Annotated in this window: 22 protein-coding genes; 17 read left to right on the forward strand and 5 right to left on the reverse strand. The window is 61.3% G+C overall.

What is annotated here, in order from left to right; genetic code table 11:
- Positions 1-27 precede the first annotated feature (27 nt).
- Both Q8Q80_RS08230 and Q8Q80_RS08235 read right to left on the reverse strand, forming a co-directional pair.
- Positions 28-777 (reverse strand): PEP-CTERM/exosortase system-associated acyltransferase, encoded by a 750-nt coding sequence (locus Q8Q80_RS08230; RefSeq protein WP_305632448.1) that lies wholly within the window; start codon positions 775-777, stop codon positions 28-30.
- 60 nt (positions 778-837) lie between these two features.
- Positions 838-1,659 (reverse strand): outer membrane lipoprotein-sorting protein, encoded by an 822-nt coding sequence (locus Q8Q80_RS08235; protein ID WP_305632449.1) that lies wholly within the window; start codon positions 1,657-1,659, stop codon positions 838-840.
- A 54-nt stretch (positions 1,660-1,713) separates the two neighbouring features.
- Between Q8Q80_RS08235 and Q8Q80_RS08240 the strand changes: the two genes are divergently transcribed.
- From Q8Q80_RS08240 to Q8Q80_RS08255, 4 genes are read left to right on the forward strand one after another with little or no spacing between them, the layout of a single operon-like run.
- Positions 1,714-2,463 carry an ABC transporter ATP-binding protein gene (locus tag Q8Q80_RS08240; protein WP_305632450.1) on the forward strand — a complete coding sequence of 250 codons (750 nt, stop codon included), beginning with the start codon at positions 1,714-1,716 and terminating at the stop codon, positions 2,461-2,463.
- Positions 2,464-2,465: 2 nt separating this feature from the next.
- Positions 2,466-3,863, forward strand: coding sequence for a DUF1302 family protein (locus Q8Q80_RS08245; RefSeq protein WP_305632451.1), 1,398 nt, complete (start codon positions 2,466-2,468; stop codon positions 3,861-3,863).
- Between the two features lie 19 nt (positions 3,864-3,882).
- Complete coding sequence (locus Q8Q80_RS08250) at positions 3,883-5,016, forward strand: NAD(P)-dependent oxidoreductase (RefSeq protein ID WP_305632452.1); 1,134 nt, start codon at positions 3,883-3,885, stop codon at positions 5,014-5,016.
- Complete coding sequence (locus tag Q8Q80_RS08255; RefSeq protein ID WP_305632453.1) at positions 5,016-6,221, forward strand: nucleotide disphospho-sugar-binding domain-containing protein; 1,206 nt, start codon at positions 5,016-5,018, stop codon at positions 6,219-6,221. The genes Q8Q80_RS08250 and Q8Q80_RS08255 overlap by 1 nt, the downstream gene beginning before the upstream one ends.
- A 103-nt stretch (positions 6,222-6,324) precedes the next feature.
- Here Q8Q80_RS08255 and Q8Q80_RS08260 read toward each other — a convergent pair whose 3' ends face one another.
- The 3 genes from Q8Q80_RS08260 to Q8Q80_RS08270 form a co-directional block, all read right to left on the reverse strand.
- Complete coding sequence (locus Q8Q80_RS08260; RefSeq protein WP_305632454.1) at positions 6,325-7,170, reverse strand: PEP-CTERM sorting domain-containing protein; 846 nt, start codon at positions 7,168-7,170, stop codon at positions 6,325-6,327.
- Positions 7,171-7,579: 409 nt separating this feature from the next.
- Positions 7,580-8,647 carry a nitroreductase family protein gene (locus tag Q8Q80_RS08265; RefSeq protein WP_305632455.1) on the reverse strand — a complete coding sequence of 356 codons (1,068 nt, stop codon included), beginning with the start codon at positions 8,645-8,647 and terminating at the stop codon, positions 7,580-7,582.
- A gap of 27 nt (positions 8,648-8,674) precedes the next feature.
- On the reverse strand, positions 8,675-9,550 hold the full coding sequence (locus Q8Q80_RS08270; protein ID WP_305632456.1) for a ThiF family adenylyltransferase: 876 nt from the start codon (positions 9,548-9,550) through the stop codon (positions 8,675-8,677).
- A 118-nt stretch (positions 9,551-9,668) separates the two neighbouring features.
- Between Q8Q80_RS08270 and Q8Q80_RS08275 the strand changes: the two genes are divergently transcribed.
- The 13 genes from Q8Q80_RS08275 to Q8Q80_RS08335 all read left to right on the forward strand — a co-directional run bounded on the left by Q8Q80_RS08275 (position 9,669) and on the right by Q8Q80_RS08335 (position 25,190).
- Positions 9,669-10,898 (forward strand): FtsX-like permease family protein, encoded by a 1,230-nt coding sequence (locus tag Q8Q80_RS08275; RefSeq protein ID WP_305632457.1) that lies wholly within the window; start codon positions 9,669-9,671, stop codon positions 10,896-10,898.
- A 6-nt stretch (positions 10,899-10,904) separates the two neighbouring features.
- Positions 10,905-12,116, forward strand: coding sequence for an ABC transporter permease (locus Q8Q80_RS08280; protein ID WP_305632458.1), 1,212 nt, complete (start codon positions 10,905-10,907; stop codon positions 12,114-12,116).
- An 85-nt stretch (positions 12,117-12,201) separates the two neighbouring features.
- The gene (locus Q8Q80_RS08285; protein WP_305632459.1) at positions 12,202-12,828 is read left to right on the forward strand and encodes an XrtA/PEP-CTERM system exopolysaccharide export protein; all 627 of its coding nucleotides are present in this window, start codon (positions 12,202-12,204) and stop codon (positions 12,826-12,828) included.
- 36 nt (positions 12,829-12,864) lie between these two features.
- Entirely contained in the window at positions 12,865-14,472 is a 1,608-nt protein-coding gene (locus Q8Q80_RS08290) for an XrtA system polysaccharide chain length determinant (protein ID WP_305632460.1), read from the forward strand.
- 8 nt (positions 14,473-14,480) lie between these two features.
- A complete protein-coding gene (locus Q8Q80_RS08295) occupies positions 14,481-15,476 on the forward strand; it encodes an XrtA-associated tyrosine autokinase (protein WP_305632461.1) in 996 nt (331 codons plus the stop codon).
- Positions 15,430-17,025 carry a TIGR03016 family PEP-CTERM system-associated outer membrane protein gene (locus tag Q8Q80_RS08300; protein ID WP_305632463.1) on the forward strand — a complete coding sequence of 532 codons (1,596 nt, stop codon included), beginning with the start codon at positions 15,430-15,432 and terminating at the stop codon, positions 17,023-17,025. The genes Q8Q80_RS08295 and Q8Q80_RS08300 overlap by 47 nt, the downstream gene beginning before the upstream one ends.
- 68 nt (positions 17,026-17,093) lie before the next feature.
- Positions 17,094-18,209, forward strand: coding sequence for an XrtA/PEP-CTERM system-associated ATPase (locus tag Q8Q80_RS08305; protein ID WP_305632464.1), 1,116 nt, complete (start codon positions 17,094-17,096; stop codon positions 18,207-18,209).
- The gene (gene wecB, locus Q8Q80_RS08310; protein ID WP_305632465.1) at positions 18,206-19,354 is read left to right on the forward strand and encodes a non-hydrolyzing UDP-N-acetylglucosamine 2-epimerase; all 1,149 of its coding nucleotides are present in this window, start codon (positions 18,206-18,208) and stop codon (positions 19,352-19,354) included. Before Q8Q80_RS08305 ends, wecB begins: the two co-directional genes overlap by 4 nt.
- 10 nt (positions 19,355-19,364) lie before the next feature.
- Entirely contained in the window at positions 19,365-20,210 is an 846-nt protein-coding gene (locus Q8Q80_RS08315; protein WP_371132724.1) for an XrtA system polysaccharide deacetylase, read from the forward strand.
- Positions 20,200-21,261 carry a FemAB family XrtA/PEP-CTERM system-associated protein gene (locus Q8Q80_RS08320; protein ID WP_305632466.1) on the forward strand — a complete coding sequence of 354 codons (1,062 nt, stop codon included), beginning with the start codon at positions 20,200-20,202 and terminating at the stop codon, positions 21,259-21,261. Before Q8Q80_RS08315 ends, Q8Q80_RS08320 begins: the two co-directional genes overlap by 11 nt.
- A 5-nt stretch (positions 21,262-21,266) precedes the next feature.
- Positions 21,267-22,541, forward strand: a complete 1,275-nt coding sequence (locus Q8Q80_RS08325; RefSeq protein WP_305632467.1) for a TIGR03087 family PEP-CTERM/XrtA system glycosyltransferase — start codon at positions 21,267-21,269, stop codon at positions 22,539-22,541.
- On the forward strand, positions 22,501-24,045 hold the full coding sequence (xrtA, locus tag Q8Q80_RS08330) for an exosortase A (protein ID WP_305632468.1): 1,545 nt from the start codon (positions 22,501-22,503) through the stop codon (positions 24,043-24,045). Before Q8Q80_RS08325 ends, xrtA begins: the two co-directional genes overlap by 41 nt.
- A complete protein-coding gene (locus Q8Q80_RS08335; RefSeq protein WP_305632469.1) occupies positions 24,042-25,190 on the forward strand; it encodes a TIGR03088 family PEP-CTERM/XrtA system glycosyltransferase in 1,149 nt (382 codons plus the stop codon). Before xrtA ends, Q8Q80_RS08335 begins: the two co-directional genes overlap by 4 nt.
- Position 25,191 lies beyond the last annotated feature (1 nt).

Consider the following 25,191-nt stretch of genomic DNA (forward strand, 5'->3'; position numbering starts at 1 on the left):
GCTCGCCGCTGGCACAGCGGACCTGAATCAGGCCGGCTCGCACGCGTACTGGCGCGACATGTCCTGCTTCATCTGGTCGTACAGCGGCTGCATGAAGGGCGGCAGGTGTGCCATCAACTCGGTGCGGTAGATGACCGAAGGCACCCGCTTGCCGCGATGTTCGATCGCCCGGCCGATCAGATGGATGCGGAAACCCAGCGCCGACAGGTGTCGCGCCAGCCGCGCTTCGGTAAGCGTGAACAGGTGTTCGATGCCGTGCAGTTCCGCGGCCACGAGCAGGCCCAGATACAGGCCGACCGGTATGTACGGGAAGCGCGGCTGATCGCGCGTGCCCATGTCTTCTTCGGAAATTGCCATCGGGCTGCCGCTGTCGCCCTTGCGCTTGCGGTAATCGGACAACACCGCCAGGCGCGAAATTTCGACCATGGCGCGTCGATCCACCTTTGCCGGATCGATGATCGACCGGTCTATGGCGTCGGTGCAGAGATTTTCGAATGGCAGCAGCTTTTCCGGCGTATCGGGGTCGCACTGGACCAATCGGACACAGCCAACGATGCGGCCGTGTGCCTGTGCGCGCAGCGCAATGTGCAGTGACCGCGCATCGTAGCTGTCGGTTTCCTGGTGTTCGGGATTGGTGTTTTCGTAGCCAAGCTCTTCGCAATACACCGCGTGCCTGACGCGAAACACCTCGTGCTTGAGTTCGTCGGTGACGGCCGCTTCCACCGAGAAATACTTGGCGAAATTATCTTTTAGGTTTCCGACTTCGAGCAGAAACATGATGATCTGACCACGAAAGACGACGCTGGATCCGTTCCGCGACGTAACGGCAGGATGCGGCTACTCCACCTTCTTCAGATATTCCTTCGTGAATATCTTGTCCGGGAGTTCGCGCAACTGCAATGCACTGTATTCAAGCACAGATTGATCGCCTTCCCTGAGGGCATCCTGCATGACCAGCCGCGTCGGGCGCAATTTTCCGCCCAAGGTCTTGTACTCGTCATATACGCAGGTTTTCAGAAGTTTTCCCGAAAGTGAATAAAACTCGGCCTTGTGTGGCGCGCCATTGCTCACACGGACCCAGTACAGCACGCGTGCATAGGTCACCGAGCGATCCACTGCCGTGAGCTCCAGCGCATGGTGATCGGCGCCGTCAATCTTCTCGACGCCGATCAGTCTCGGCGTGTAGTCACCGGAAAAATTGGCGCGCGCAAGATCACCGTTGGCCACCTGACCTGTCAGACGCTGAGCGAGGGAGAGGCGTACGGGTTGCGATACCGTCGGCAGGAATGCCCACAGGTCACGTTCTTTCATCAACAGTATCTGCCCGCGCTCGGACGCCGGTTCCATGGTCTGGATGATCGTGTTGCTGCTGCCCTTGGACAGAATCCTGAACTTGCGGAATTCTTCACCGCTCGAGCTTTTTGACGTGATGCTGACTTCGACCTGGAAGGCCTCGCGCGGGAAGCGGATCGTGTCGGCCTTTTCCACTATACTCGCGGCATCCTGAGCAAAGGCAGGCTGGGCAACAAGAAATGCCGAACCCAATGCGACCGAAGCGAGTACGCAGCGAGCAAGCGATGCCAGGCGATTCGGGGCTGCAGCAGCGCGCAATGAGCGTGTCGGTCGTGCAGCCAGACGGATGCAGGAAAGCAATGCCATTCGTGATGTCTCCAGTGGCGGGCGTCTCGCCCTCAACTCTAGCCGGGCGTATTGATGAATAACGTCGTCCAGATCCGGAACGTGAGCCGCAGTTACATGCTGGGCGGCCAGCTGGTGACCGCATTGAAGAGTATCACGCTCGATATTGAGGACGGCGTGTTCATCGCCATCGCCGGTCCCTCCGGCAGCGGCAAGTCGACCTTGCTCAATCTGATCGGTTGCATCGATACGCCGACCAGCGGGCAGATACTGATCAACGGTCAGGATGTGTCCGGCCAGACGCCGGATCAGCTGGCCGGGCTGCGCGCACGCACCATCGGTTTCATATTCCAGACCTTCAATCTGCTGCCGGTACTCACCGCCTACGAGAACGTCGAATATCCGTTGCTTCAGTTGCCGGAAGTCGGCAAGGAAGAACGTGACCGGCGCGTCCGCTATTTCCTGGACGTGGTCGGACTGGGCAAAAAGATGAATAATCGACCGAACGAATTGTCGGGCGGCCAGCGCCAGCGTGTGGCGATCGCCCGGGCGCTGGCCGCGCAGCCCGCTATCGTGCTGGCAGACGAACCGACCGCCAACCTCGATCGCAAGACGGGTGACGCCATTCTTGAATTGATGCGTGAGATCAACCGTACCTTGAAAACAACCTTCATTTTTTCCACACACGACAAGCGCGTCATGTCGATGGCCGACCGTCTGGTCCGCATCGAGGACGGCGAATTGACCGCACTGGGTGTTCAGAAATCGCCGGGTGAGTGGTCATATGTCAAGCCGCCGAAGCCGGCTGCCGACAAGGCGGCGTGATGATGTCCCGAGTCATGCTCCCGATGAAGCGGAATGCGGTCATTCCATCGCTGGTCGTCGCGCTGCTTGTCGCGTTTCCCGCTGTGCATGCCGCAGATCCGCTGGACGACCTCTTCCTCGACGCACCGGCGTCCGACACGCCTGGGAAGCCGGACGCAGGGGGTTCATTGCCTGATCTGGGCGAAGCGTCTGCGCCCGCGACTTCCGGCTGGAAAGGATTCACCCAGTTCGAACTGGCCCGTACGGTCGCCGGCGAAAGCCACTGGTCGAAGGCGCGCTGGCGCAACGAGCTGGGGCGCAGCGGCAGTTTCGGGCAGGGCATCAAGTGGAAGGCCTTCGGCCGCGTCGATTACGATTTCGCCTATGGTTGGGAAGACGACTTCTACAACGCGAATGTGCGCGACGACAAGCGCAGCGAGTTCCAGTGGCGCGAAGTGTTCGTTGATGTGCCGCTGGGCAATATGGAACTCCGGCTCGGACGCCAGCACATCGTGTGGGGCGAAATGGTCGGTCTTTTCTTCGCCGATGTCGTGTCGGCCAAGGACACCCGCGAATTCTTCAACCCTGAATTCGACCAGCTGCGCATTCCACAGTGGGCAGCGCGCGCCGAGTACTTCATGGGCAACGTGCACGCCGAAGTCGTGTGGATACCCTACGTCAGCGTCGACAACATCGGGCGTTTCGGTGGCGACTATTACCCTGTCCAGCCGGAAATCTCCGGGCTGACAGCCGTGTACAACGATCAGGTGCGACCGGATCGCAAGTTGAGCAACTCGAACTACGGTCTGCGCGTCAGCGCGCTGATGAAGGGCTGGGACCTGTCGGCGTTCTATTACCGCAGCCTGGACGTCAATCCGACCTTCGCCCGCCAGATCGTCGGTCCGACCGCGGTGTATACGCCGGAACACGACTGGATACATCAGTATGGTTCCACGCTGAGCAAGGACTTCGGCCGGGTATTGCTGCGCGCCGAAGGCGTGCTGACGCTGGATCGTCGCGCGCCGACGTCGTTGCCCGGCGCGGATGGCCTGGTCAAGCAGAACATGGTCGACTACGCGGTCGGCCTCGACTTCCCGCTTGAGAACGAAGCGCGTTTCAACGTCCAGTACTTCGAGCGTTATCACAACGATCGCCCACCGGAGCTGCTGGCCTCCAGGCGCGAGAACGGCATGTCGCTGCTGTATCACCACAAGTTCGGCGAACGCGTGGAAGGCGAGGTGCTGTGGGTGCAGTCATTGGTGCGCAACGATTACATGTTCCGGCCGAAGGTCATCTGGCGCGTGCAGTCGAATCTGCGTGCCATGTTCGGCGCCGACCTTTTCGGCGGCAACTCGAATGGTTTCTTCGGTCGTTACGGCGAATCGGATCGCTACTACGGCGAAATGCGCTACTCATTCTGAGCCGAAAGCGGGGTCGTCAATGCGAGTACTGATTACGGGGGGGGCTGGTTTCATCGGCTCGCATACTGCCGATGCGCTTCTCGCGTGTGGTCACAGCGTGCGTGCGCTCGACATACTCGATCCGCAGATACATGGAGAGGGCCGGCAGCGACCGGTCTACCTTGCGCCTGAAGTCGAGTTGATGGTCGGGGACGTGTGCGATGCAGCCGATGTCGCTCGCGCACTGGAAGGCGTGGATGCCGTGTTCCACTTCGCCTCATTGACCGGCGTCGGGCAAAGCATGTACGACATGGCCCACTATGTGCGCGTGAATTGCCTCGGCACGACGACCCTGATCGAGGGCATCGTCAAGGGCGGACACACGCTCAAGCGCTTCCTGCTGTCGTCATCGCGGGCCATCTACGGCGAGGGCGCCTATCGGTGCGCCGAACATGGCGTGCAGTTTCCCGGCGCCCGTGCCCGGGAGCGTCTGCAGGCGGGCAGGTTCGCCATGCCCTGTCCGGTGTGCGGGGCTGACCTCGAAGTGATTCCGACGCCCGAAAACAAGCTGTCAGAGCCGTTTTCCGTCTACGCGATCACCAAGAAGCAGCAGGAGGATTACGTGCGGTACGCCGCATCGACCTTCGGTATCCCGGCCACCATCCTGCGTTACTTCAATGTGTTCGGCTCACGCCAGTCCTTGCGCAATCCCTACACAGGTGTGGTGTCGATCTTTTACTCGCGCATCTGCGCCGGTCAGCCGATCTCGGTCTACGAAGGCGGCCTGCCGGTGCGCGACTTCGTGCATGTATCGGATGTGGTGGCCGCCAACCTGCTGTCGCTCACGCAGGACGTGGCGCCCGGCGCCGTCTTCAATGTGGGTGCGGGGGTGTCCAGCACCATCGCAGACATCGCGAATGCGCTCGCCCGCGCCGCCGGAAAGCCGGTATCGATGGAAGACAAGGGCGAGTTCAGGGTGGGCGACATCTTCGGCTGTGTTGCAGATCTGAGTAACTCCCGCGCGCAACTCGGCTACGTGCCGGCCTGCACACTCGATTCCGGCATGGCCGAGTTCGAGTCATGGGCGCGTACTCAGGCATCCGAAGACCGTTATCTACAGACGGTGTCCGAGCTGACCCGTTTCGGTTTGTTCGGCCGCGCCGGGAGCGCCTGATGGCTGAGCGCCGCCGCGTGCTGTTCGTGGCGGAAGCAGTCTCGCTTGCGCATGTTGCGCGCCCGGTCGTGCTCGCTCAGGCGCTCGCGCCCGCGTGCGATGTCAGCATTGCGTCGGCCGGGGCGTTTGACCTGTGCCTGCGCGGTACAGATCTGGCGCGTGTCGGTCTCGACAGCATTGCGCCCGCGCTTTTCCTTGAACGTCTCGCTGAAGGCGCGCCTTTGTACACTCAGGCCGAACTTGCGCGATACATCGAACAGGACGTCGAGTTGCTCCAACGACAGAAGCCGGATGTCGTGGTGGGTGATTTTCGCCTGTCGCTCAGCGTATCGGCGCGGGTGGCGGGCATCCCCTACATGGCGCTGTGCAATGCGCACTGGAGTCCGTGGTCCGTGCACCGGCGCTTTCCTCTGCCCGACATCACGCTCACCCGTCTGCTCGGCCCGGCCCTGGCAACGCCCATCTTCCAGATGGCGCAGCCCATCGCGTTTCGCCTGCATGCAAGACCGCTGAATGCGCTGCGGCGCAAGCACGGCTTGTCGACCTTTCCGGATGTCCGCTACGCTTATACCGACGGCGATTTCACGTTGTATGCCGATACGCCGTCTCTGGTGCCGGTCACAGCCGACTGTCCGTCGAATCATCATTTCATCGGCCCCATCGTCTGGTCACCGGATACGCCGCTGCCCGAGTGGTGGACGCAGATTCCCGATGGGCCGCTGGCTTACCTGACGCTGGGTTCGACCGGACGCGTCGACCTGCTGCCGATGTTGTTCGATGTGCTCGAACGGCAAGGCGTGCAGTGCATGACGGCCACCGCCGGTCGTTCGAACGTTGCGGTCAGCAGTGCCTCGTGTTTCGTCGCGGATTATCTGCCCGGTGCTTCAGCCGCAGCGCGCGCGGACTTCGTCATCTGCAATGGTGGCAGCGCGACCGTCTATCAGGCGCTGTCTGAGGGGCGGCCGGTGATCGGCATCTGTTCGAACATGGATCAGTTCCTTACCATGTCGCGGGTGCAGGATGCCGGCGCCGGCATTTGCCTGCGTGCGGGTACGGTGAAACAGGATGAGTTGCAGGTCGCGGTTGACCGCATGGTCCGGGACCCGGGTTTCGCCACTGCAGCCGGGCGCGTGCGCGCTGATTTTTCAGGTTTCGTTGCCGGCAAACGGCTGAACGATCTGATCGGCACGATCCTCAAGGCCTGAAAAGCGCGCCTTCAACCTCGCTTCAAGCGCCATTGTTCATTGTGTCAGGACGAAAAAAAAACGGGAGCGAAAGCTCCCGTTTTTTTCGATCGGCTTTGACCGATCAGGCCTTGCGGCGACGTGCCAGGCTGAGGGCGCCCAGAGCGAGGCCAGCCAGAGCCAGCGTGCCGGGTTCCGGAACACGTTGTTGTACCGGGCCGTTCGGGTCGGTCTGGAACAGGATGTCCGGGCCAGCTGCAACCAGGCCGCCGGGGCCAAACGACGTGCCGCCGTTGGTCGTGCCGACGTCCGGGATGATCGTGCCGCCGATGAAGGTTTCCGACGGATCAACCGACGTGAAGGGCAGGTTCTGATTGATGTTGGAAATCAGGAACTCGATCAGCTGACCATTCCAGAAGGAATTGTCGTAGGTCGTCGGAACAACCGACAACAGGTCGATGATCGGCGTGCTGCCGCTGCCGGTCACACTCGGCGTTGCGGACAACGCTGACACACCATTCGACGCGTCACCATCACCACCCAGCGGAAAGATGCCTGCGCCGGTCGCGAAACTCGAGAATACGCCGGCTTGTGACGCGGCCGGAGCGACCTTGCCTTCAAATACCATGAGGCCGTCAGAGAAACCGAGGCCGGAAGCGTAGTTGGAAGCGACTGCACCGCCTGCATCCAGATCCTGCACGTAGATGCGGAAGTAGTTCGTCGTCTGGACGGCAGCGAAGTCGAAGAATGCCTGATTGGTCGGGAACGTCGATGCTGCACCAACGATTTCCGTGTAAGCCAGTTCAAACGTCACTTCGTACTTGCCTGCGGTACTGCCGGCACCGGTCCAGAGACCCGAGGTGGCTGCGCCCGTTCCGTCCTGGAACAGATTCAGACGACCTTGCGAATAAACCGTGAAGGCATTGCCAACCAGCGGCGTGCCTGCGGTGGTGAGATTGGTGCCGAGCACGCCGTCATTCGTACCATTTACAAGCTTGACAAACGCTTCATTGCCGCCTTGAGCCAGCACCGGCGACGGTGCCCAGTCGAACGACGTGATGCCGCTGACGACGCCGTTCGGCGTTGTGACACTGATCGGCGCAGCGTGCGCCGCAACCGAGAACGCACTGGCGATTGCCACAGCGATCGCAATTTTCGAGAACTTGATCATTTTTTAACTCCGACTGGTTGGTTACTGAACCCACGGAACTACTAAAGCAATCACCGGGCCAGTTTTTAACGAGTTACATAAGAGTATGAATATAAAAGGGTTTATTTTAAATAATTCGGGATCGACGCGTGCCCGTTCAAGTGCTGATCGGGATTTGTAAAGTATTCCGACAGCGCTGGCGTATCCGCTCGCCCGGTGCGCGAAGTGCTCAGTTCGACTCTGGCCGAAGGCGCTGCACGGATTTGCGCAGGGAACGTCCCGGCGCGCTGCGAGACCGGCCCACGCGGCAGAGCCAGGACGCGCGATCCAGATCAGTCCTGCCGAGCATGGATTCGAGCGAGTCGCTCAGCGCGCGAGCGCTGGTCAGTGCGCTGTCGGACGTTGTGAAGCGCAGCCCGCTGCGCGTGTAGTGACTGAAAATGAGGGGTGTCATTTCCGGTTGATGCTGCAGGCCAAGTTGCTCACAGCTCAGCCAGAAGCGCTGAACCGCGGCCCCGGCGGCCACCCTCTGCTCGATTGTCGTCATGGGCTCCGGCGCGATCAGGCAGGCATGTGCCGAGCACGCAATGCCGGGAATCAGGTCGAGCTGGATGCGGGGCGCGAACGTACCGGCGAGCCACGCGTTAAAAAACTCGACACGCGACCAGCTGTGCATGACCCACTTCATCATTTTCGCCGTCATCGGATCCACACCGACCGCCGCTTCGGGGATGCGGTCCTCGCTGAACCGCGCGCCCCATTCGATGACCCGCTTGTGCACCTCGTACGCCTCGCGGATGGTCAGGCGGATCTTGGCATTGGCGAAGTTCAGGCGGGCGATCGACCATCGCTCCGATCTTGATTCGAACCAGCGCACCCTGAACGGATAGGCGGCGGTTTCGAGGGCGGTGCGCTCGGCACTCGTCAGCGGCGCGCCAGGCATCGGGCGTCGCTGAACGCTCCGTCGCTCTATATATGCAAGGAGTGGATCTTCCGTCAGCGTCGGGTCCGGCTGCAGTCGTACGTCGTACAGCAAATGGGTGTCCGGCGTTCCGGCGCGCCGTGTCCAGGCGGCGTTCAGGCCATGCCGGGTGGCGGCGATGCGCAGTGTTTCAAGCAGTGCGCCGTGCGCAAGCTGGCTGGCGTGGCCTTCGAGGTCATACACGCAGTCGTGTCGCGTGTCGAAGCCGTGGATCAGGACATGGTCGTCGGCGAGGATTTCGAAGCGCCAGGGCTGGGTGTTGTCGCCGCTGGGCGCCCAGCGGGCGAGGTCGAGGATCTGTTCGATGACGCGCATGGGAAGTGCCTCGCGTTGGATGAGGTGTCAGGCCGAAGGTTTGCGTGCGAGCTGCCGACGACCGATGGACATGATCAGCCGTTGCAGCGGGTTGTTGTTGCCACCCGGCCGCCAGGTACGCACCAGCTTGTTGCGGAAGGCGTCGTACTGCAGGCCCCAGGGCGCGGCGCGCACATCGCCGCGACCGAGCAGCAGCTTGATGCCTTCGGCGGCGGCGAAACCCGCGCACAGATTGCACGCAATCATGGTTGAGGGGCCGCGCCGTGCCGCCAGATCGATGCGCGAGGGCTCGACCAGATACGGGCGGTGCAGGCCTGCCGGCGCCAGACCGACGAGAAAACGCAGCGCCTGCTCGGTTTCGTCGCACCCTTCGAGCCGGAAGTACTCCTCGAAACTCATCCGGTCGGGCAGAAAGACGAGCAGGGCCGACCCCATGCCGAGCGGCGCCGCGGTGACGGCCGGAATGCGCAGCCGATGACAGGCCGCAAAGGTCGCGCGGCGTGCCGAAAAGGCAAAAAAATCGAGTCCATCTATATATACATCCGCGCCGCGCAGAAAGTCGTCGGGGGATTCGGCCGATACACCCTGCGGAAAAAGTTTCAGCTGGACTTCAGGGTTGATGTCCCGCGCCTGCGCGGCCAGCACGTCGAGCTTGCGCTGGCCCAGTGTGCTCATCGTGGCGCCCACCTGCCGGTTGAAGTTGGCGACGTCGAAGGTGTCGAAGTCTGCAATGTGGAAGCGGCCGACCCCAAGTCGCGCCAGGGTCAGCAGGTGGATGCCGCCGACACCGCCGAGCCCGGCGATGGCGACTGTGCTGTTGCGCAGTTTTTGCTGCTCAACCTCTGTAAACCAGCCAAGATTCCGGCTGAATGCTTCGTTATAGTCAAATGCGGAGTGATTCATCATCGTCCTGCCATTCGGCATTCGCTCGAGAGGATTTTTGCCCTGAAGGCTCACGGCTGCTGGAAAGTGAAAAACTGTTATGCTGGCAATACCTTAGCATCTTACCCTTCGAATCCGCATGAAGTTTTGGCTGCTTGATCTGCGACTGGCCATGCGCAGCGTGCTGCGGCAGGGGCGGCGCACGATGATTGCGATCGGAGCGGTCAGCTTCGGGGTTGTCGCCATGATCCTTTCGGCCGGATTCATCGAATGGTTGATGGACGGGATGCGCGAATCGACGATCAAGTCACAGCTCGGCCACATCCAGGTCGTCAGGCCAGGGTATGTGGAGCGCGGCACATCGGATCCGTTCGGCTTCATGATCGAAGGCGAGGAAGCTGCCCGTACCGCGGTGCAAACCAGCAGTGGTGTGAAGGTGATCGCGCCCAGACTCAGTTTCAATGGTCTGGCGAGCAAGGGCGAAAATACCTTTGCATTTCTCGGGCAGGGCGTCTCGCCGGAAGCCGAGGCCGTGCTGTCGAGTTCGATCCGTATCAGTCGCGGTCGAAACCTCTCCGCTGACGGTGCGAGCGAAATGATCATGGGGCGCGGGCTGGCGATCAATCTCGATGCCCAGGTCGGTGACACCATCGTGCTGCTGACCACGACAGCCGGCGGCAGTATCAATGCAATCGAGGCGCCCATCGTCGGTCTGTTCAATTCGGTCAGCAAGGAATACGACGATTCGGCGCTTCGCATGCCGATCGCGCTGGCTCAACAGCTGGTCAAGGTGTCCGGTGCGCAGCAGTGGCTGGTGCTGCTTGAACGCACCGACGACACCGACAGCAAGATCGAAGAGTTGCGCAAGGTGCTGCCCGCCGCCACGCTCGAACTTGTGCCCTGGTATCAACTGGCCGACTTCTACAACAAGACGCGCGACCTCTTCTCCAGTCAGATCAACGTGGTGCGGCTGATCATCCTGATGATCATCGTGCTGAGCATTTCGAACACGTTGTCGATGAGCGTCATGGAGCGGGTCAGTGAAATCGGCACCTGCATGGCCCTGGGCCTCACGCGCAGTCGCATCCTGCGCATTTTCGTGTCCGAGGGCCTGATGTTGGGTGTCGTGGGCGGTGGCCTGGGCGTGGTGCTGGGTTGCCTGCTGGCGCTCGGAATCTCGGCGGTCGGCATCCCGTTGCCGCCGCCGCCCGGCATGGAGGAGGGGTTTGACGGCAAGATCATGCTGACCTTCGATATCGTGGCGCAGGCCATGCTGGTTGCGGTGGTCAGCAGCTTCGTGTCCAGCCTGTATCCCGCCTGGCGAGCGTCGCGCATGAACATCGTCGACGCGTTGCGCCAGAGTCGCTGAGCCGCCATGTTCAAGCTCGCCCTGCGCAATATCCTCCGTCAGAAATCGCGTACCGCGATGACGCTGGCTGCCATCGTGTTCGGTGTGTCAGGCCTGATTCTGACCGGTGGCTTCGTGGCGGATGTGCTGACCCAGCTCGGCGAGGCCACGATCCACAGTCAGCTCGGCCATGTGCAGGTGTTCAAGCAGGGGTTTTACGAGAAGGGTTCACGCTCGCCGGAAAAGTACGTCATTGAAGACGCCGACCAGATCGCGCGCTTTGCGGCCAAGATGCCCGAAGCTGACACGGTGCTTCAGCGCATCCGCTTCGCCGGCCTGCTCAACAACGGCAAGGCCGACTGGGCCATCGTCGGCGAAGGCGTGGAACCGGACAAGGAAAATCACCTCGGTACCTTTGTCCGGATCACGGCGGGCCGACAGCTCAAGGATGAAGATGCGTCGGGCGTGCTGATCGGCGACGGTGTGGCGAAGGCGCTTGCGCTTGAGCCGGGCGACACGGTCACGCTGATCATGAATACTGCGGACGGCGCCCTGAACACGACAGAACTGAACGTGGTGGGCGTTTTTCAAAGCTTTTCGAAAGATTTCGATACCCGTGCCGTAAGAATTCCCATCGCAGCAGCGAGGGAGCTCCTGGCGCGCGATGGTGCCAATTCGATCGTGCTGCTGCTGCATCGCACGGCCGACACCGCGCTGGTGAAGGATCTGCTCGTCCCGCGGCTGCAGTCCCTGGGGTTCGATATCCGGGATTGGGTGGAACTGTCTGATTTCTACTCGAAGACGGTCGAGCTGTACCGCACGCAGTTCGGCGTGCTGCAGTGGATCGTGCTGATCATGGTGCTGCTCAGCGTGTTCAACACGGTGAATATGAGTGTTTTCGAGCGTGTGGGAGAATTCGGTACGCTGATGGCGCTGGGCAACACCCGTGGCTATGTGTTCAGGCTGGTCATGGTGGAGAACGCAATGTTGGGTCTGTTCGGCGCCGTGGTGGGGGTCGTGCTGGGTACACTCGCGGCATTGGCGATCAGCGAGGTCGGTATACCGATGCCGCCTCCGCCGAACTCGAATGTCGCCTACACCGCTACCGTCAGGGTGCTGCCCAACACCGTGTTGCTGGCGTTCGGGGTCGGTCTGATTGCCACCCTGGTGGCTGCGCTACTGCCGGCCCACCGGGTATCGCGTACGCCGATTGTCGATGCGCTGCGCTACAACATCTGATGAGCCGTGACGGAATAGAGCGCGCTGTCGGGCGCATTGGCTATGATTCGCGGCTTGTCTCGCCGCTGTCCTTCTGGAGGATGCAATGTTTCGTTCGACCTTTATGATGTCCGTACTGCGCAGGTGCGCCTTGCTCCTTGCGCCGCTGGCGCTCGTGGCGTGCACTTCGTCACCGTATCCGGCCGCTCCGACGCAGGCCTACAGTGACGGCTACAACTACATTCTCGGCCCCGGCGATTCGGTCAGCATCGTCGTGTGGCGAAATCCGGAGATTTCGTCGACGGTCACCATCCGGCCGGACGGCAAGATCACCGGCACGCTGTTCGAAGACCTGCCGGCCGCCGGCCGTGATCCCACGACACTGGCGCGCGAGATCGAGCAGGTACTGTCCAAGTACATCCGCGACCCCATCGTCAGCGTCATCGTCGCTGGCGGAATCGGCCCGTACAGCGAACAGATCCGCGTGATCGGCGAAGCGGCCAAACCGCAGGCGCTGGCCTACAAGCAGAAGATGACCTTGCTCGACGTGATGATCGCCGTGGGCGGCATCACCGATTTCGCCGACGGCAATGCGGCAACCATCCTGCGCACCTCCGAAGGCGACAAGCAGTACAACGTGCGTTTGAAAGACCTGATCCGTCGCGGCGACGTCAGCGCAAACGTTGATGTCAAGCCGGGCGACATCCTGATCATCCCGCAGAGCTGGTTCTGAGTCTCATGTACATCTTCAACAAGGAGTTGATCGCTCGTGGATGACCTTCTTGGCCAGTTGTCGGGGTATGCGCGGCAGGCTTGGGGCTACCGCTGGGTCGGTCTGGTGACGGCCTGGCTGATCGGTGTCATCGGAATGGGTGTCGTATTGATCCTTCCCGATCAATATCAGGCTTCTGCAAAGATCTACGTCGATACTCAGTCGATCTTGCGCCCGCTCATGACAGGTTTGGCTGTTCAGCCGAATATTGACCAGCAGATCAATATGCTGAGCCGGACGCTGATCAGTCGTCCGAATATCGAAAAACTCATTCGCATGGCAGATCTTGATCTTGAGGCGAAGACCAAAACGGAAAAGGACAAGCTGATCGACGAATTGATAACAAAGATTACCTTGTCGAGTTCGGGAAGGGATAATTTGTACTTTGTTTCATTTCGCGATGAAAAACCACCGCGTGCGCAAAAAGTCGTGCAGGCTATGGTATCCCTGTTCGTTGAGTCTGGTCTTGGTAGCAAGAGGCTGGATTCCGACCAGGCAAGGAAGTTTATCGAAGAACAAATCAAATCCTACGAAGCGAAACTTCTTGAAGCCGAGAATCGGGTCAAAGAGTTTCGACTGAAAAATCTTGAACGCCCGGGCGGTGGGCAGAAGGATTATTTCGGAAGCCTCGGAGAGGTGCAGAATCAATTAAGCCAGGCTCAGCTTGAGTTGCGCGAGGCGTCGAACTCACGCGACTCACTTGCGAGACAATTGCTCGGAGAAGAGCCCACCATTGCCGCGGAGTCGACATTCCAGGGAATGCAGTCGTCAAAGGGTGGCCCGTCCACCGCAGAGATAGATGCGCGGATCTCGGCGATCAATAACGATATCGAGACACTTCTTCAACGTTACACCGACCGCCATCCCGATATTGTTCTTTCAAAGGCACGCATTCGCGCACTTGAAGTAGAGCGGAAGGAAATCGTTGATAAATATGAGGCTGAAGCCGCTGCGGCAGCGGCTAAAGAAGAACCCGTGGCTGCCAGAAAGCCAGTGGCGGGGTCGCAGCAGATGCCAAATCCGGTTTACTTGCAGATCAAGATCGCTCTTGCCTCGGCGGAGGCATCTGTTGCCTCTCTGGGAGCCCGGGTTGCCGAATACCAGGGGCGGCTGGAAAAGCTTCGTCAATCGTCGCGCCTCGTGCCGGAGCTGGAAGCGGAGTTTGCGCAGCTGAATCGAGACTACGATATTCACAAAACGAATTACAACAATCTTGTGTCGCGTAGAGAGTCGGCATCAATGGCTGAAGAAATGGACGCGACAGGTGTTGCGGAGTTCCGGCTCATAGAGCCGCCGCGAGTTGCTCCACAACCCGTCGCGCCCAACCGGCTTATTCTCCTCACTGCCGTCATCGTCGCTGCACTGCTCGGCGGTGTTGCGGCATCCTTTGTCGTATCGCAACTGCGCCCCGTATTTCATGATGGGCAAAAACTCTCTGAAATCTCGGGTGTGCCAGTTCTGGGTTCGGTCTCCATGCTGCTTTCGGACGATCGCAAGAAATACGAACGCCGGCGAAGTGTTTTTTTCTTTGGCGGAGTGAGCGGCCTGTTGGCTGCGTACGCCGCCATATTGGCCTTCGTGTCGCTTGTGATGCGTAGCGCTTAAGGAAAATCATGAGCATCATCGAACAGGCGGTTGAGCGAATCACCCTGCTGAAGAAGGCGGGTGTCGATATTGGTTCGACCGATACTGCCGTACCGCCGGAGCCATTGAATACACTCCACAACGCAGGGACGGTGGCGAGTGCTTCGGCTGTCGTTCCGGCAAATCCCGTTTCGTCGAATCAGTCCGCGCCCGAAGTGCGGGCTTCGATCCAGTCGCCGGAAGCGGCATCGCGCATTGTCGAGCTTGATCTGAAGCGACTGGATTCGATGGGTATTGTGGTGCCCTCATCGCCGCGGTCCCAGATTGCCGAGGAGTTTCGCGTTATAAAGAGGCCGATTCTTGCCAACGCTCACGGGAAGGGCGCCGCGCCGGTCGATAACGGAAATCTGATAATGGTGACGAGCTCGGTTCCGGGGGAGGGGAAAAGTTTCAATTCCATCAACCTCGCGATGAGCATTGCAATGGAGCTTGATAATCGAGTGCTCCTGGTCGATGCTGACGTTGCGAGACCATCCATTCTGAATCTTCTGGGATTGCCTCCAGCCAAGGGTTTGATGGACGTGTTGCTGGACAAGAACGTCAGTTTGCCCGATGTCCTGTTACGCACAAATATAGAGAAGTTGACACTGCTTCCGGCGGGAATGCCTCACAAGAACGCAACCGAATTGCTTGCAAGCGGTGCAATGCATATGCTGCTGGTCGAGCTCGCACACCGATATCCTGATCGCATCATCATTTTCGACTCTCCTCCGTTGATGGTCACAACGGAAGCGCCCGTACTCGCGCAATCAATGGGACAAGTGCTGATCGTCGTAGAAGCGGGTCGCACCACGCACACAATGGTCAAGCAGGCCTTGAACAAGGTTCGTAACTGTCCAGTCAGAATGGTGGTTCTCAACAAGGCGCGCTACGCACGTACGGACGGCTACTATGGTTATTACGGATACGGTTACGGTTATGGCGCTGACCGCCCCCGAGTGCCCGGCGACAAGGTTCTTGACTAAGAAGCAGGCTGCCTTTTGCAGTCGCCCTGTGACTGCCTTGATTGTTGGCTGGACGCTTGTCGTTCCTGCCCAGTATGCGCACGCCGAGAACTGGAGGGTGACGCCGACATTGACAACGCGTGCGATCACGTCCGACAACATCAATTTTTCGCCTAATGATCCGGCGTCGGATACGCTCGTCGAAGTCAATCCAGGTGTCAGTGTCAGGCGAGTGAGCCCGCGCATCAATCTGACTGCCGCCTACACGCCTCGATATTTTCATTATGTTGATGAGACGTTTTCTTCGAGGGTTTCACACGCGTTCAATGTGAATGGACGGTTTGAAGTCATTGACGACCTGTTCTTCATGGATGTGCGTGCTGTGGCCGGACAGCAAAATACTTCTGTTTTCAATGCCGTACCTACCGACAATACACTTTCACCGAACCAGCTCAGCAACACACGCACCTATTCGATCACGCCTTCGTTTCGTGGCAAGGTGCGGTTGGGCGAAGTTGCGACGTGGTCTTCCAGCCTTTCGACAGTGCGAACTGAATCGACAGGTAATCTGGGCAGCGTGAGTTCCGAGACGTTCAACGGAGCGCTGGAAGGCTTACCTGCAAAACTCGGCTGGCGCGTCGATGTAAGCTCTACCTCCACCGAATCGGATCGTGGGAGCACAAAGCGAGAGCGTATTACCGGATCGCTGATTTATCGACCTGATGTTTCGTTTCAGTTATCCGTTCGATACGGCTTCGAGAAGGGCAATGTGTTCAACAGTGGGCGAAGTCCTGGTGACCAGGGTTTCCAGGGTACTTACGGTGCAGGCATCGTATGGACGCCAACGCCGCGGACCTCGATAAGGGCTGATATCGACAACCGGCCTTTCGCCAACACCAGTTCGCTGAGTGCGACGCATCGTATGGCGCGCATGTCTTTCAGCGCCACGCACGCGCGTACGCTTACCAATCGCGCACAGCAGTTGCTCCAGCCGTCGGGCGTAGTCGATCGCTTTGACAGCCTCAGTCTGCTAGAACCGTTTGCAAGCCTGACTGATCCGATCCAGCGTGAGCAACTCATGACTGCCTTCCTCGACAGTCAAGGCATCAGCCGATACATCGTCGGACTCAGCCCCATTCTGACCGACAGCGAGTTTCTGCAAACCCGGTCCCAGATATCACTCAGCCGCGTTGGCGCGCGCAACACGATGTCGCTGAGCCTGTTTCTGACTGAAAGTGATAGCGGTGTCGGGTCGCCCCTGGCGGCGACTGGAGACGATTTCTCGCGCGCCAGCGTCATTCGGCAACACGGCTGGAATGCCTCTTACTCACACCGTATCGGGTCGAAATCGTCGCTCGCATTCAGCTACTCTTCGACGCAGTCGAATGGACGCTCAACATCGCTTTCCGGACTGAGCAGCAACAGGGATGTGCTGAACGCAACTTTGTCGACCGCTCTCGGGGCGCGTACGAACGGCTCGATCGGCTTGCGCATGACACGTGCCACAGTCATCAGCGGGGATGTGGATGAAAATGCTGTCATTGCAACCCTGAACACTCGATTCAACTGACCGGTTGGCGCTAGCCGGACGAAGTTGCGCGGGCGGACAGGTGGCCTTCACTTCACAATCCCTGTTCAATGTACGAATCCTTCTACGGCCTCTCTGGCAAGCCTTTCCAGCTCAACCCCGATCCATCCTTCTTCTTCGGCAGCAAGGGACATCGCCGCGCGCTCGCCTACCTCGAGTACGGCTTGCACCAGAGTGAAGGCTTCATCGTCATCACCGGTGAAATCGGTGCCGGCAAGACCACGCTGGTACGCAGCCTGCTGCAGAAGCTCGACGTCAAGAAGGTCGTGGCGGCGCAGCTGGTCAGCACCCATCTCGATGCCGAAGACACGCTGCGTCTGGTCGCTGCCGCGTTCGGCCTGCCGAACAAGCAGCTGAAGAAGGCCGACCTGCTGCTGTCGATCGAAATGTTCCTGCTGTCGCTGACCGCGGCCGGCAAGCGCGCACTGCTGATCGTCGATGAGGCACAGAACCTGACGCCACGCGCGATCGAGGAACTGCGCATGCTGTCCAACTTCCAGCTTGGCGAGCATGCGCTGTTGCAGAGTTTCCTGGTCGGTCAGCCCGAGTTTCGCGAAACGATGCAGAGCCCGGACATGCAGCAGCTGAGGCAACGGGTCATTGCGTCCTATCACCTCGGGCCGATGGACCCGGCCGAAACCGAGGCCTACATCGAACACCGGCTCAAGCATGTCGGCTGGCGCGGATCGCCTGCCTTCCTGGCGGGTACGCACGAAGCCATATTCAAGGCGACCGACGGGGTGCCGCGGCGCATCAACACGCTGTGCGACCGGCTCATGCTGGCAGGGTTTCTCACTGGCGCGACCGCATTCTCGACGGAAGAAGTGGCCGTGGTGGTCAGTGAAATCCGCGATGAAGCGGGTGACGCCGCCGCTGCTGCGGCAGTGGCCAAGCATGGCGATTCGGGGGGTGCGGCTGCGACCGGGCGCGCTGCCTTCGGCGGTTCGCACATGGTCGGCGCTCCGGCCCTTTTCGACATGGATCTGTCGCAGTTCAAGCTCGATGCACCATCCGCGCAACGGGTGCGTGATTTCGTCAATGCGCAGCAGGCCGGCTACCTCGAAGACCGGTTGTCACGTATCGAGCGTACGCTTGAGCAAACCATCGCAATGCTCGGAGAACTGGCTGACCGCTCGCTTGATGCATCCTCGAGGGAGGCGGAGTGACTGATGCCTCCTCGCTCTCGCCGGTGCTGTGCATCGTCGGCGCCCGCCCGAACTACATGAAGATGGCGCCCATCCTGCGCGCCTTCGACGAACACGTTCCTGCCATTCCGTGGGTGCTGGTGCACACCGGTCAGCACTACGACCACGCGATGAACGAACGCCTGTTCAGCGGCCTGCGCCTGCCGACACCGCAGCACAATCTCGAAGTGGGCTCGGGCACGCACGCGGTGCAAACGGCCGAAATCATGAAGCGCTTCGAACCCCTGGTCGACGACATCAGGCCGTCGTGTGTGCTGGTTGTCGGCGACGTGAATTCCACGCTGGCGTGCGCACTGGTCGCGGTGAAGAAGCACATCGCCGTGGTGCATGTCGAAGCCGGCCTGCGCAGCGGCGACCGGGCGATGCCGGAAGAGATCAACCGTATCCTGGTCGACCGCATTTCCGATCGGCTGTACACGACCGAACGCAGCGCGCTGGCAAATCTGGTGAGCGAAGGCGTCGATGCATCCTGGGTGCATTTCGCCGGCAACGTCATGATCGACTCGCTGCTGTCGAGTCGCTCGCTGGCGGTGCCCCCGGCGGCGACATTGAGCGAGCACGGCATCGACCCCGCGCTGATCGCCGGCGGCCGATACGGCGTCGTCACGCTGCACCGCCCGAGCAATGTCGACGATCCGGAACAGCTCAAGCGCCTCGCCGGCATGCTGTCCCAGGCCGCCGAGCGTCTGCCGCTGGTGTTCGCCATCCATCCGCGAACCCGCAGCAATCTCGAAAAATTCGGTCTGGGCGCCTTGCTGGACAATCCGAGCATCGCGCTGCTGCCGCCGCTGGGTTACCTGGAAATGCTCGGTCTGATGGATGGGGCAACGGTCATGATCACCGACTCCGGTGGTCTGCAGGAAGAGACGACGGCGCTGTCGGTGCCGTGCATCACCCTGCGCGAAAACACCGAGCGGCCGATCACGGCGGAGCAGGGCACCAACACCGTGGTGGGGTCGGACGAAACCTTGTTCGTGCGCTGCCTCGACGACACGCTCGCAACCGGTGGCAAGCGCGGTCGCGTCCCCGAATATTGGGACGGCGCCGCCGCCCCGCGCATCGCCGCCGACCTGTACGCCTGGTTGCAGGCGCGCGCCGCATCGTGAGCCGGACGTCGTGACGGCCATCCGCAATGCTTTCACCGTCGACGTGGAAGATTACTTCCAGGTGTCGGCGCTCGCGCCCTACATCGCCCGCGCGGACTGGGATCGCATCGAATGTCGCGTCGAACGCAACGTGGACCGCATCCTTGCGCTGCTCGACGCGTCCGGCAACCGCGCCACCTTCTTCACGCTGGGCTGGATTGCGCAGCGCCATCCGGCCATGGTGCAACGCATTGCCCGCGCCGGGCACGAAATTGCCAGCCACGGCAGTGCGCACCTGCGTGCCACCGACCAGTCGCCGGCCGACTTCCTCGACGACATTTCGCGTGCCAAGAAGCTGCTTGAAGACATTACCGGCGCGGAAGTGCGCGGTTACCGCGCGCCGAGCTTTTCCATCGGCCACGCCAATCCGTGGGCGCTCGACTGCGTGGCCGAAGCCGGCTACCGCTACAGCTCCAGCATCTATCCGGTCAAGCACGATCACTACGGCATGCCGGATGCGCCGCGCTTTCCGTTCGCCTCGCGCGACGGCCTGATGGAAGTGCCGGTCACCACCGTGCGTGTCGGCAGCCGCAATCTGCCCGCCGGCGGCGGCGGCTATTTCAGGTTGCTGCCGTATGCGGCGTCGCGCTGGCTGCTGCAGCAGGTGAACCGGCGCGACGGCCGGCCGGCCATGTTCTATTGCCACCCGTGGGAGATCGACGCCGCGCAGCCGCGCATTGCCGGCGTGGATGCGAAGTCGCGCTTTCGTCACTACATCAACCTCGACCGCACCGAAGGCCGGCTGACGCGCCTGATGCGCGATTTCCGCTGGGGCCGGATGGACGAGGTGTTTCCGGAGATAGCCCGTGCGACCTGAGGCGGAATTCATGACTGCTGCCAGCGTGAGTGTGCGCGCCGCGACCGATGCGGACCGCGCAAACTGGAACGCCTTTGTCGAAGCGAGCCCGGCGGCAAGCTTCTTCCACCTGTTCGAGTGGCGCGACATCATGCGCGACGTGTTCGGCCACCGCACGCATTACCTGCTGGCCGAACAGGCCGGACGCATCTGCGGCGTTCTGCCGCTGGCCCAGGTCAAGAGCCGGCTGTTCGGACACTCCCTGGTGTCCCTGCCTTTCGGCGTCTATGGCGGCGTGGCAGCGGATTTTGAATCCGCGGCGCTGGCGCTCGAAACCGAAGCGCAACGCATCGCGCAGTCGCTCGGCGTCGACCACCTCGAATTCCGCAACGTCACCGCGCGTCACGCCGACTGGCCGACCGAAGACCTTTACGTGACCTTCCGGAAGGAATTGTCGCCCGACGTCGAAGCGAACATGAACGCCATTCCGCGCAAGCAGCGTGCCATGGTGCGCAAGGGCATCAAGAACGGTCTGGTCGCGAAATTCGACGCCGACAATGCCCGCTTCTTCGAGCTGTATTCCGACAACGTGCATCGTCATGGCACGCCCGCGATGTCGCGTCGCTACTTCGACACGCTGCGCGCCACCTTCGGCGAGCGCTGTTCGGTCATGACGGTCGAAGGCCCCGACGGCGCCTTGCTCAGCAGCGTCATGAGTTTCTACTTCCGCGACGAAATCCTGCCCTACTACGCGGGTGACGCCGAAGCGGCACGCGATCTGGCGGCGAATGATTTCAAGTACTGGGAACTGATGCGCCACGCCTGCGAGCGCGGCATCCGGGTGTTCGACTACGGCCGCAGCAAGCAGGGCACCGGTTCCTATTCGTTCAAGAAGAACTGGGGTTTCGAGCCGACACCGCTGCACTACGAATACTGCCTGTACAAGCGCGACAGCCTGCCGCGCAACAACCCGTCCAACCCCAAGTACAAGCTGATGATCGAAGTCTGGCGCCGCATGCCGCGCAGTTTTGCCAACACGCTCGGGCCGCTGATCGTCCGCAACCTGGGCTGACCCGGTTGGAACCGCTGCTTTTCCTCGCGCACAGGTTGCCGTATCCGCCCAACAAGGGCGACAAGATCCGCTCGCATCACCTGCTGAAGCATCTGGCCCGGCGCTACGAAATCCATGCGGGAGCGTTCGTCGACGACGCGGCGGACCTTCCGCACGTACCGACGCTGGCCGCGACATGCGCGCAGCTGCACACCGAGCGCATTCATCCGCGCAGCCGGAAGTTCGCCTCCCTGCGCGCGCTGGCGACCGGCGAATCGCTGAGCGTTGCCTACTATCGATCGGCGGCCATGCAGCGCTGGGTCGACGACACGATTGCACGACACGACATCCGCAAGGTGGTCGTGTTCTGTTCGACCATGGCGCAATACCTCGATCGTCATCCGCACGTGCGGCGCATCGTCGATCTGGTCGATGTCGACTCGGAAAAGTGGTCCGAGTACGCCGCGCGTCATCGCTGGCCGATGTCCTGGCTTTACCGCCGGGAGGCGCGCACCCTTTTGCAGCATGAAATGCGCGTGGTCGATGCGTCGGACATGAGTCTGCTGGTGACACCGGCCGAGGTCGCGTTGTTCGAGTCGCTTTCGCCTGCACTCAAAGGACGCGTGACGCCCCTGCCGAATGGGGTCGACGTGGATTTCTTCCATCCGTGCCAGGCAGGCGCGAATCCTTATCCGGCGTCGGAGCAGGCGATCGTGTTCACCGGCGCAATGGACTACTGGCCCAACATCGACGCCGCGAGCTGGTTCGCCACCGACGTGATGCCGCACATCCGGGCCGCCCGGCCGGCGGCGCGTTTCTACATCGTTGGCATGAATCCGTCGGTCGAGGTACGCGATCTGGAGCGACTGGGTTACGTCACCGTGACCGGGCGGGTGGACGACGTGCGGCCGTGGGTCGCCCATGCGACGTGCGCCGTGGCGCCGCTGCGCGTGGCACGCGGCATCCAGAACAAGGTGCTCGAAGCCATGGCCATGGCCCGGCCGGTCGTCGTGTCGATGACCTGCGCCGGCAGCCTTGATGCCGAAGCCGGGCGCGATTTCGCCGTCGCGTCGGATGCCCGCTCGTTCGCCGACGCAGTGCTTTCTCTTTTTGATCCGGTGCATGCCGGCGCCATCGGCGCGCACGCCCGTGCGCGCATCGAACAGGTCTATCGCTGGGACAGCGCACTGGCTGCGCTGGATACTTGCCTCGATGCGCCCGCGCGCGACGCAGGTCTGCAGTCATTCATCAAGGAAAGTCATGTCAATGCTGAACCCGGCATCCTTCACTCCCGTGGCTGAAATGCGCCCGGTCAACGGTGCGTGGCGCAGCGCGGGCCCGCTGTTTGTGCTGCTGCTTGCGGTTATGCTGGTCCTGTACTGGGACACGGCCCGTTCCATGGCCGAAATCTGGCTGCGATCCGAAACCTTCGCGCACGGCCTTCTGGTGGTGCCCATCTTTACCTGGCTGGTGTGGCGCAAACGGGTGGCGCTGTCGAACGTGTCGCCGCAGCCGTGCCTCTGGGGTCTGGCCGCACTCGCGCTCAGTCTCGCAGGCTGGCTGGCAGCGGAGGTCGCCGGCGTGCAGGTGGTGCGCCAGCTTGCTTTCGTTGCGTCCATTCCGGCTCTGATCATCGCCGTGCTGGGCTGGCGCATTGCGTGGGTAATTGCCTATCCGCTGGCCTTCCTGTTCCTCGGCGTGCCGATGGGCGAGAACCTGATGCTGCCGCTGATGAATTTCACCGCCGACTTCACCGTGGGTGCGCTGCAGCTGCTGAACTTCCCGGTCTACCGCGAAGGCACCTTCTTCGAACTGCCGTCGGGCAGCTGGTCTGTGGTCGAGGCGTGCAGCGGCTTGCGCTACCTCATTTCGTCGGTCACCGTCGGAGCGCTGTTCGCCTATGTGAGTTATCGCTCGATCTGGCGGCGCGCAGCCTTCATCGTTGCGTCCTTTGTCGTTCCGGTGATCGCCAACGGTTTCCGGGCGCTGATGATCGTGCTGCTCGCCCACTACTCCGACATGAAGATCGCCACCGGTGTCGATCACATCATCTACGGCTGGGTGTTCTTCGGCGTAATCATGCTGCTGTTGTTCTGGGTCGGATCCTTCTGGCAGGAACGCGAGGCAGAGGATGTTCCGCCAGAAGCCGGTTCGGCCGCGTGGCGACCGGTGTCGACGCTCCGGACAGCGGCAGTCGGCATCGCCGCTGCAGCACTGTTGGCGGGTCCGCTGCTCTATGTGGCTCAACTCGCGCAGCGTCCGCTGCCGCCGCTGCCCGGATTGGCTCTGCCGGTCGAGCCGGGTGCGGGCTGGACGCTGGATGAGGGGGCGGCGCTGACCGACTGGCGTCCGACGTTCCAGAATCCCGACCGTGAAACCACGCTGCAGTACCGCCGCAACGACGAAGTGATCGTCGTGCATCTGGCTTGGTACGGGCGTCAGCGTCAGGACGCCGAACTGATCAACTCCGGCAACTACATGATCGAGCAGGAGCATGACGTGTGGTCGAACGTCGGCGAGCGCATCGTTTCGAGTTCGCCGCATGCGCTGCGTGAGACGGAACTGCGCTCGTCACGCCTGCGCTTGCTCATCCACGACTGGTACGTGGTGGGCGACACGCCGACTGCGAACGGCGTCATCGCAAAGCTGCTGTTCGCACGCAACCTGTTGCTGACCCGTGATGATGCAGGCTACGGGGTCGTGCTGTACACGCCGCAATCGGAAGACCGGGCAAAGTCCCGGGCGCTGCTGCGCGAATTCGCGGCCTTGCTCGAACCGACGATCGACGAGGCCGTGTCGCCGTGATGCGCATCGCCCATGTCGTTCATCATTTCGGCACGGGTGGCCTCGAGAACGGCATGGTCAACCTGTTCAACAATTTCCCCGAGGGCGACTTCGAGCACCATGTGGTGTGCCTGCAGGGGCATTCCCATTTTGCGGAGCGCATCCATCCGGGTCGCGTGATCTTTCACGATGTGAAGAAAAAGCCGGGCAAGGATCCGGCACATTACTTCCGCCTGTGGCGCACGCTGCGCGCGCTTCGCCCCGATATCCTGCACACCCGCAACCTGTCTGCGATCGAAGGTGTGCTTGTGGGCTGGCTGGCCGGGGTGCCGATACGCGTGCATGGCGAGCATGGCCGCGACGTGTTCGACCTCGATGGCAGCAATGCCCGCTACAACCGCCTGCGCCGCATCGCCCGCCCCTTCGTCCACCGCTATCTGACCGTCAGTCGCGATCTTCAGAACTGGCTGGTTGACGCCATCGGGGTCGATGCATCACGCGTGACGCAGATCTACAACGGCGTCGACAAGCAGCGCTTCTGCCCACCCACCGACAGGTCGCGCAACCTGTTGCCGGACAGCTTCCGGCAGGACTGCTTCGTGATCGGCAGCGTGGGGCGCATGGTCGGCGTGAAGGATTATCCGACGCTGGTGTCTGCCTTCATCAGCGCCTGTGCGCAGCCGGGCGGCGATGCGCTGCGGCTGGTGATCATCGGGGATGGCGTGGCCCGAGAGCCCTGCCAGCGGATGGTCGACGACGCCGGACTGGCTGCACAGGTGTGGTTTCCCGGCGAACGCAGCGATATTCCTGCACTGATGACGTGCTTCGATCTGTTCGTGCTGCCCTCGCTGGGCGAAGGCATCTCGAACACGATTCTCGAGGCCATGGCGTGTGGTCTGCCCATCGTGTCGACCCGGGTCGGCGGCACGCCGGAACTGGTTGACGAGACCGTCAACGGACGTCTGTTTGCCCCCGGCGACAGTGCCACCCTTTCTTCGATCATTGTGGATTACGCAGCCAGACCCTCGCTGCTCGCCGCTCACGGCAGTGCATCACGGCAGCGAATCGAGTCGTCCTTTAGCATTGAAGCGATGGTTGCGGCTTACCGTAATACCTATCTCACGCTGTCGGGCAGGCAAAGTTGCCCTGACGCATCCACCCTCTGAT

Source organism: Methyloversatilis sp. (genome assembly GCF_030698125.1).
GTDB lineage: Bacteria > Pseudomonadota > Gammaproteobacteria > Burkholderiales > Rhodocyclaceae > Methyloversatilis.

Excerpts from the sequence above, each read along its gene's own strand:
- Q8Q80_RS08235 (WP_305632449.1), bottom strand. The coding sequence starts at position 1,659 with ATGGCATTGCTTTCCTGCATCCGTCTGGCTGCACGACCGACACGCTCA.
- Q8Q80_RS08250 (WP_305632452.1), top strand. The coding sequence starts at position 3,883 with ATGCGAGTACTGATTACGGGGGGGGCTGGTTTCATCGGCTCGCATACT.
- Q8Q80_RS08270 (WP_305632456.1), bottom strand. The coding sequence starts at position 9,550 with ATGAATCACTCCGCATTTGACTATAACGAAGCATTCAGCCGGAATCTT.
- Q8Q80_RS08300 (WP_305632463.1), top strand. The coding sequence starts at position 15,430 with ATGGCGCTGACCGCCCCCGAGTGCCCGGCGACAAGGTTCTTGACTAAG.
- Q8Q80_RS08245 (WP_305632451.1), top strand. The coding sequence starts at position 2,466 with ATGTCCCGAGTCATGCTCCCGATGAAGCGGAATGCGGTCATTCCATCG.
- Q8Q80_RS08240 (WP_305632450.1), top strand. The coding sequence starts at position 1,714 with ATGAATAACGTCGTCCAGATCCGGAACGTGAGCCGCAGTTACATGCTG.
- Q8Q80_RS08285 (WP_305632459.1), top strand. The coding sequence starts at position 12,202 with ATGTTTCGTTCGACCTTTATGATGTCCGTACTGCGCAGGTGCGCCTTG.
- Q8Q80_RS08275 (WP_305632457.1), top strand. The coding sequence starts at position 9,669 with ATGAAGTTTTGGCTGCTTGATCTGCGACTGGCCATGCGCAGCGTGCTG.
- xrtA (WP_305632468.1), top strand. The coding sequence starts at position 22,501 with ATGTCAATGCTGAACCCGGCATCCTTCACTCCCGTGGCTGAAATGCGC.
- Q8Q80_RS08230 (WP_305632448.1), bottom strand. The coding sequence starts at position 777 with ATGTTTCTGCTCGAAGTCGGAAACCTAAAAGATAATTTCGCCAAGTAT.
- Q8Q80_RS08305 (WP_305632464.1), top strand. The coding sequence starts at position 17,094 with ATGTACGAATCCTTCTACGGCCTCTCTGGCAAGCCTTTCCAGCTCAAC.
- Q8Q80_RS08280 (WP_305632458.1), top strand. The coding sequence starts at position 10,905 with ATGTTCAAGCTCGCCCTGCGCAATATCCTCCGTCAGAAATCGCGTACC.
- Q8Q80_RS08255 (WP_305632453.1), top strand. The coding sequence starts at position 5,016 with ATGGCTGAGCGCCGCCGCGTGCTGTTCGTGGCGGAAGCAGTCTCGCTT.
- Q8Q80_RS08265 (WP_305632455.1), bottom strand. The coding sequence starts at position 8,647 with ATGCGCGTCATCGAACAGATCCTCGACCTCGCCCGCTGGGCGCCCAGC.
- Q8Q80_RS08295 (WP_305632461.1), top strand. The coding sequence starts at position 14,481 with ATGAGCATCATCGAACAGGCGGTTGAGCGAATCACCCTGCTGAAGAAG.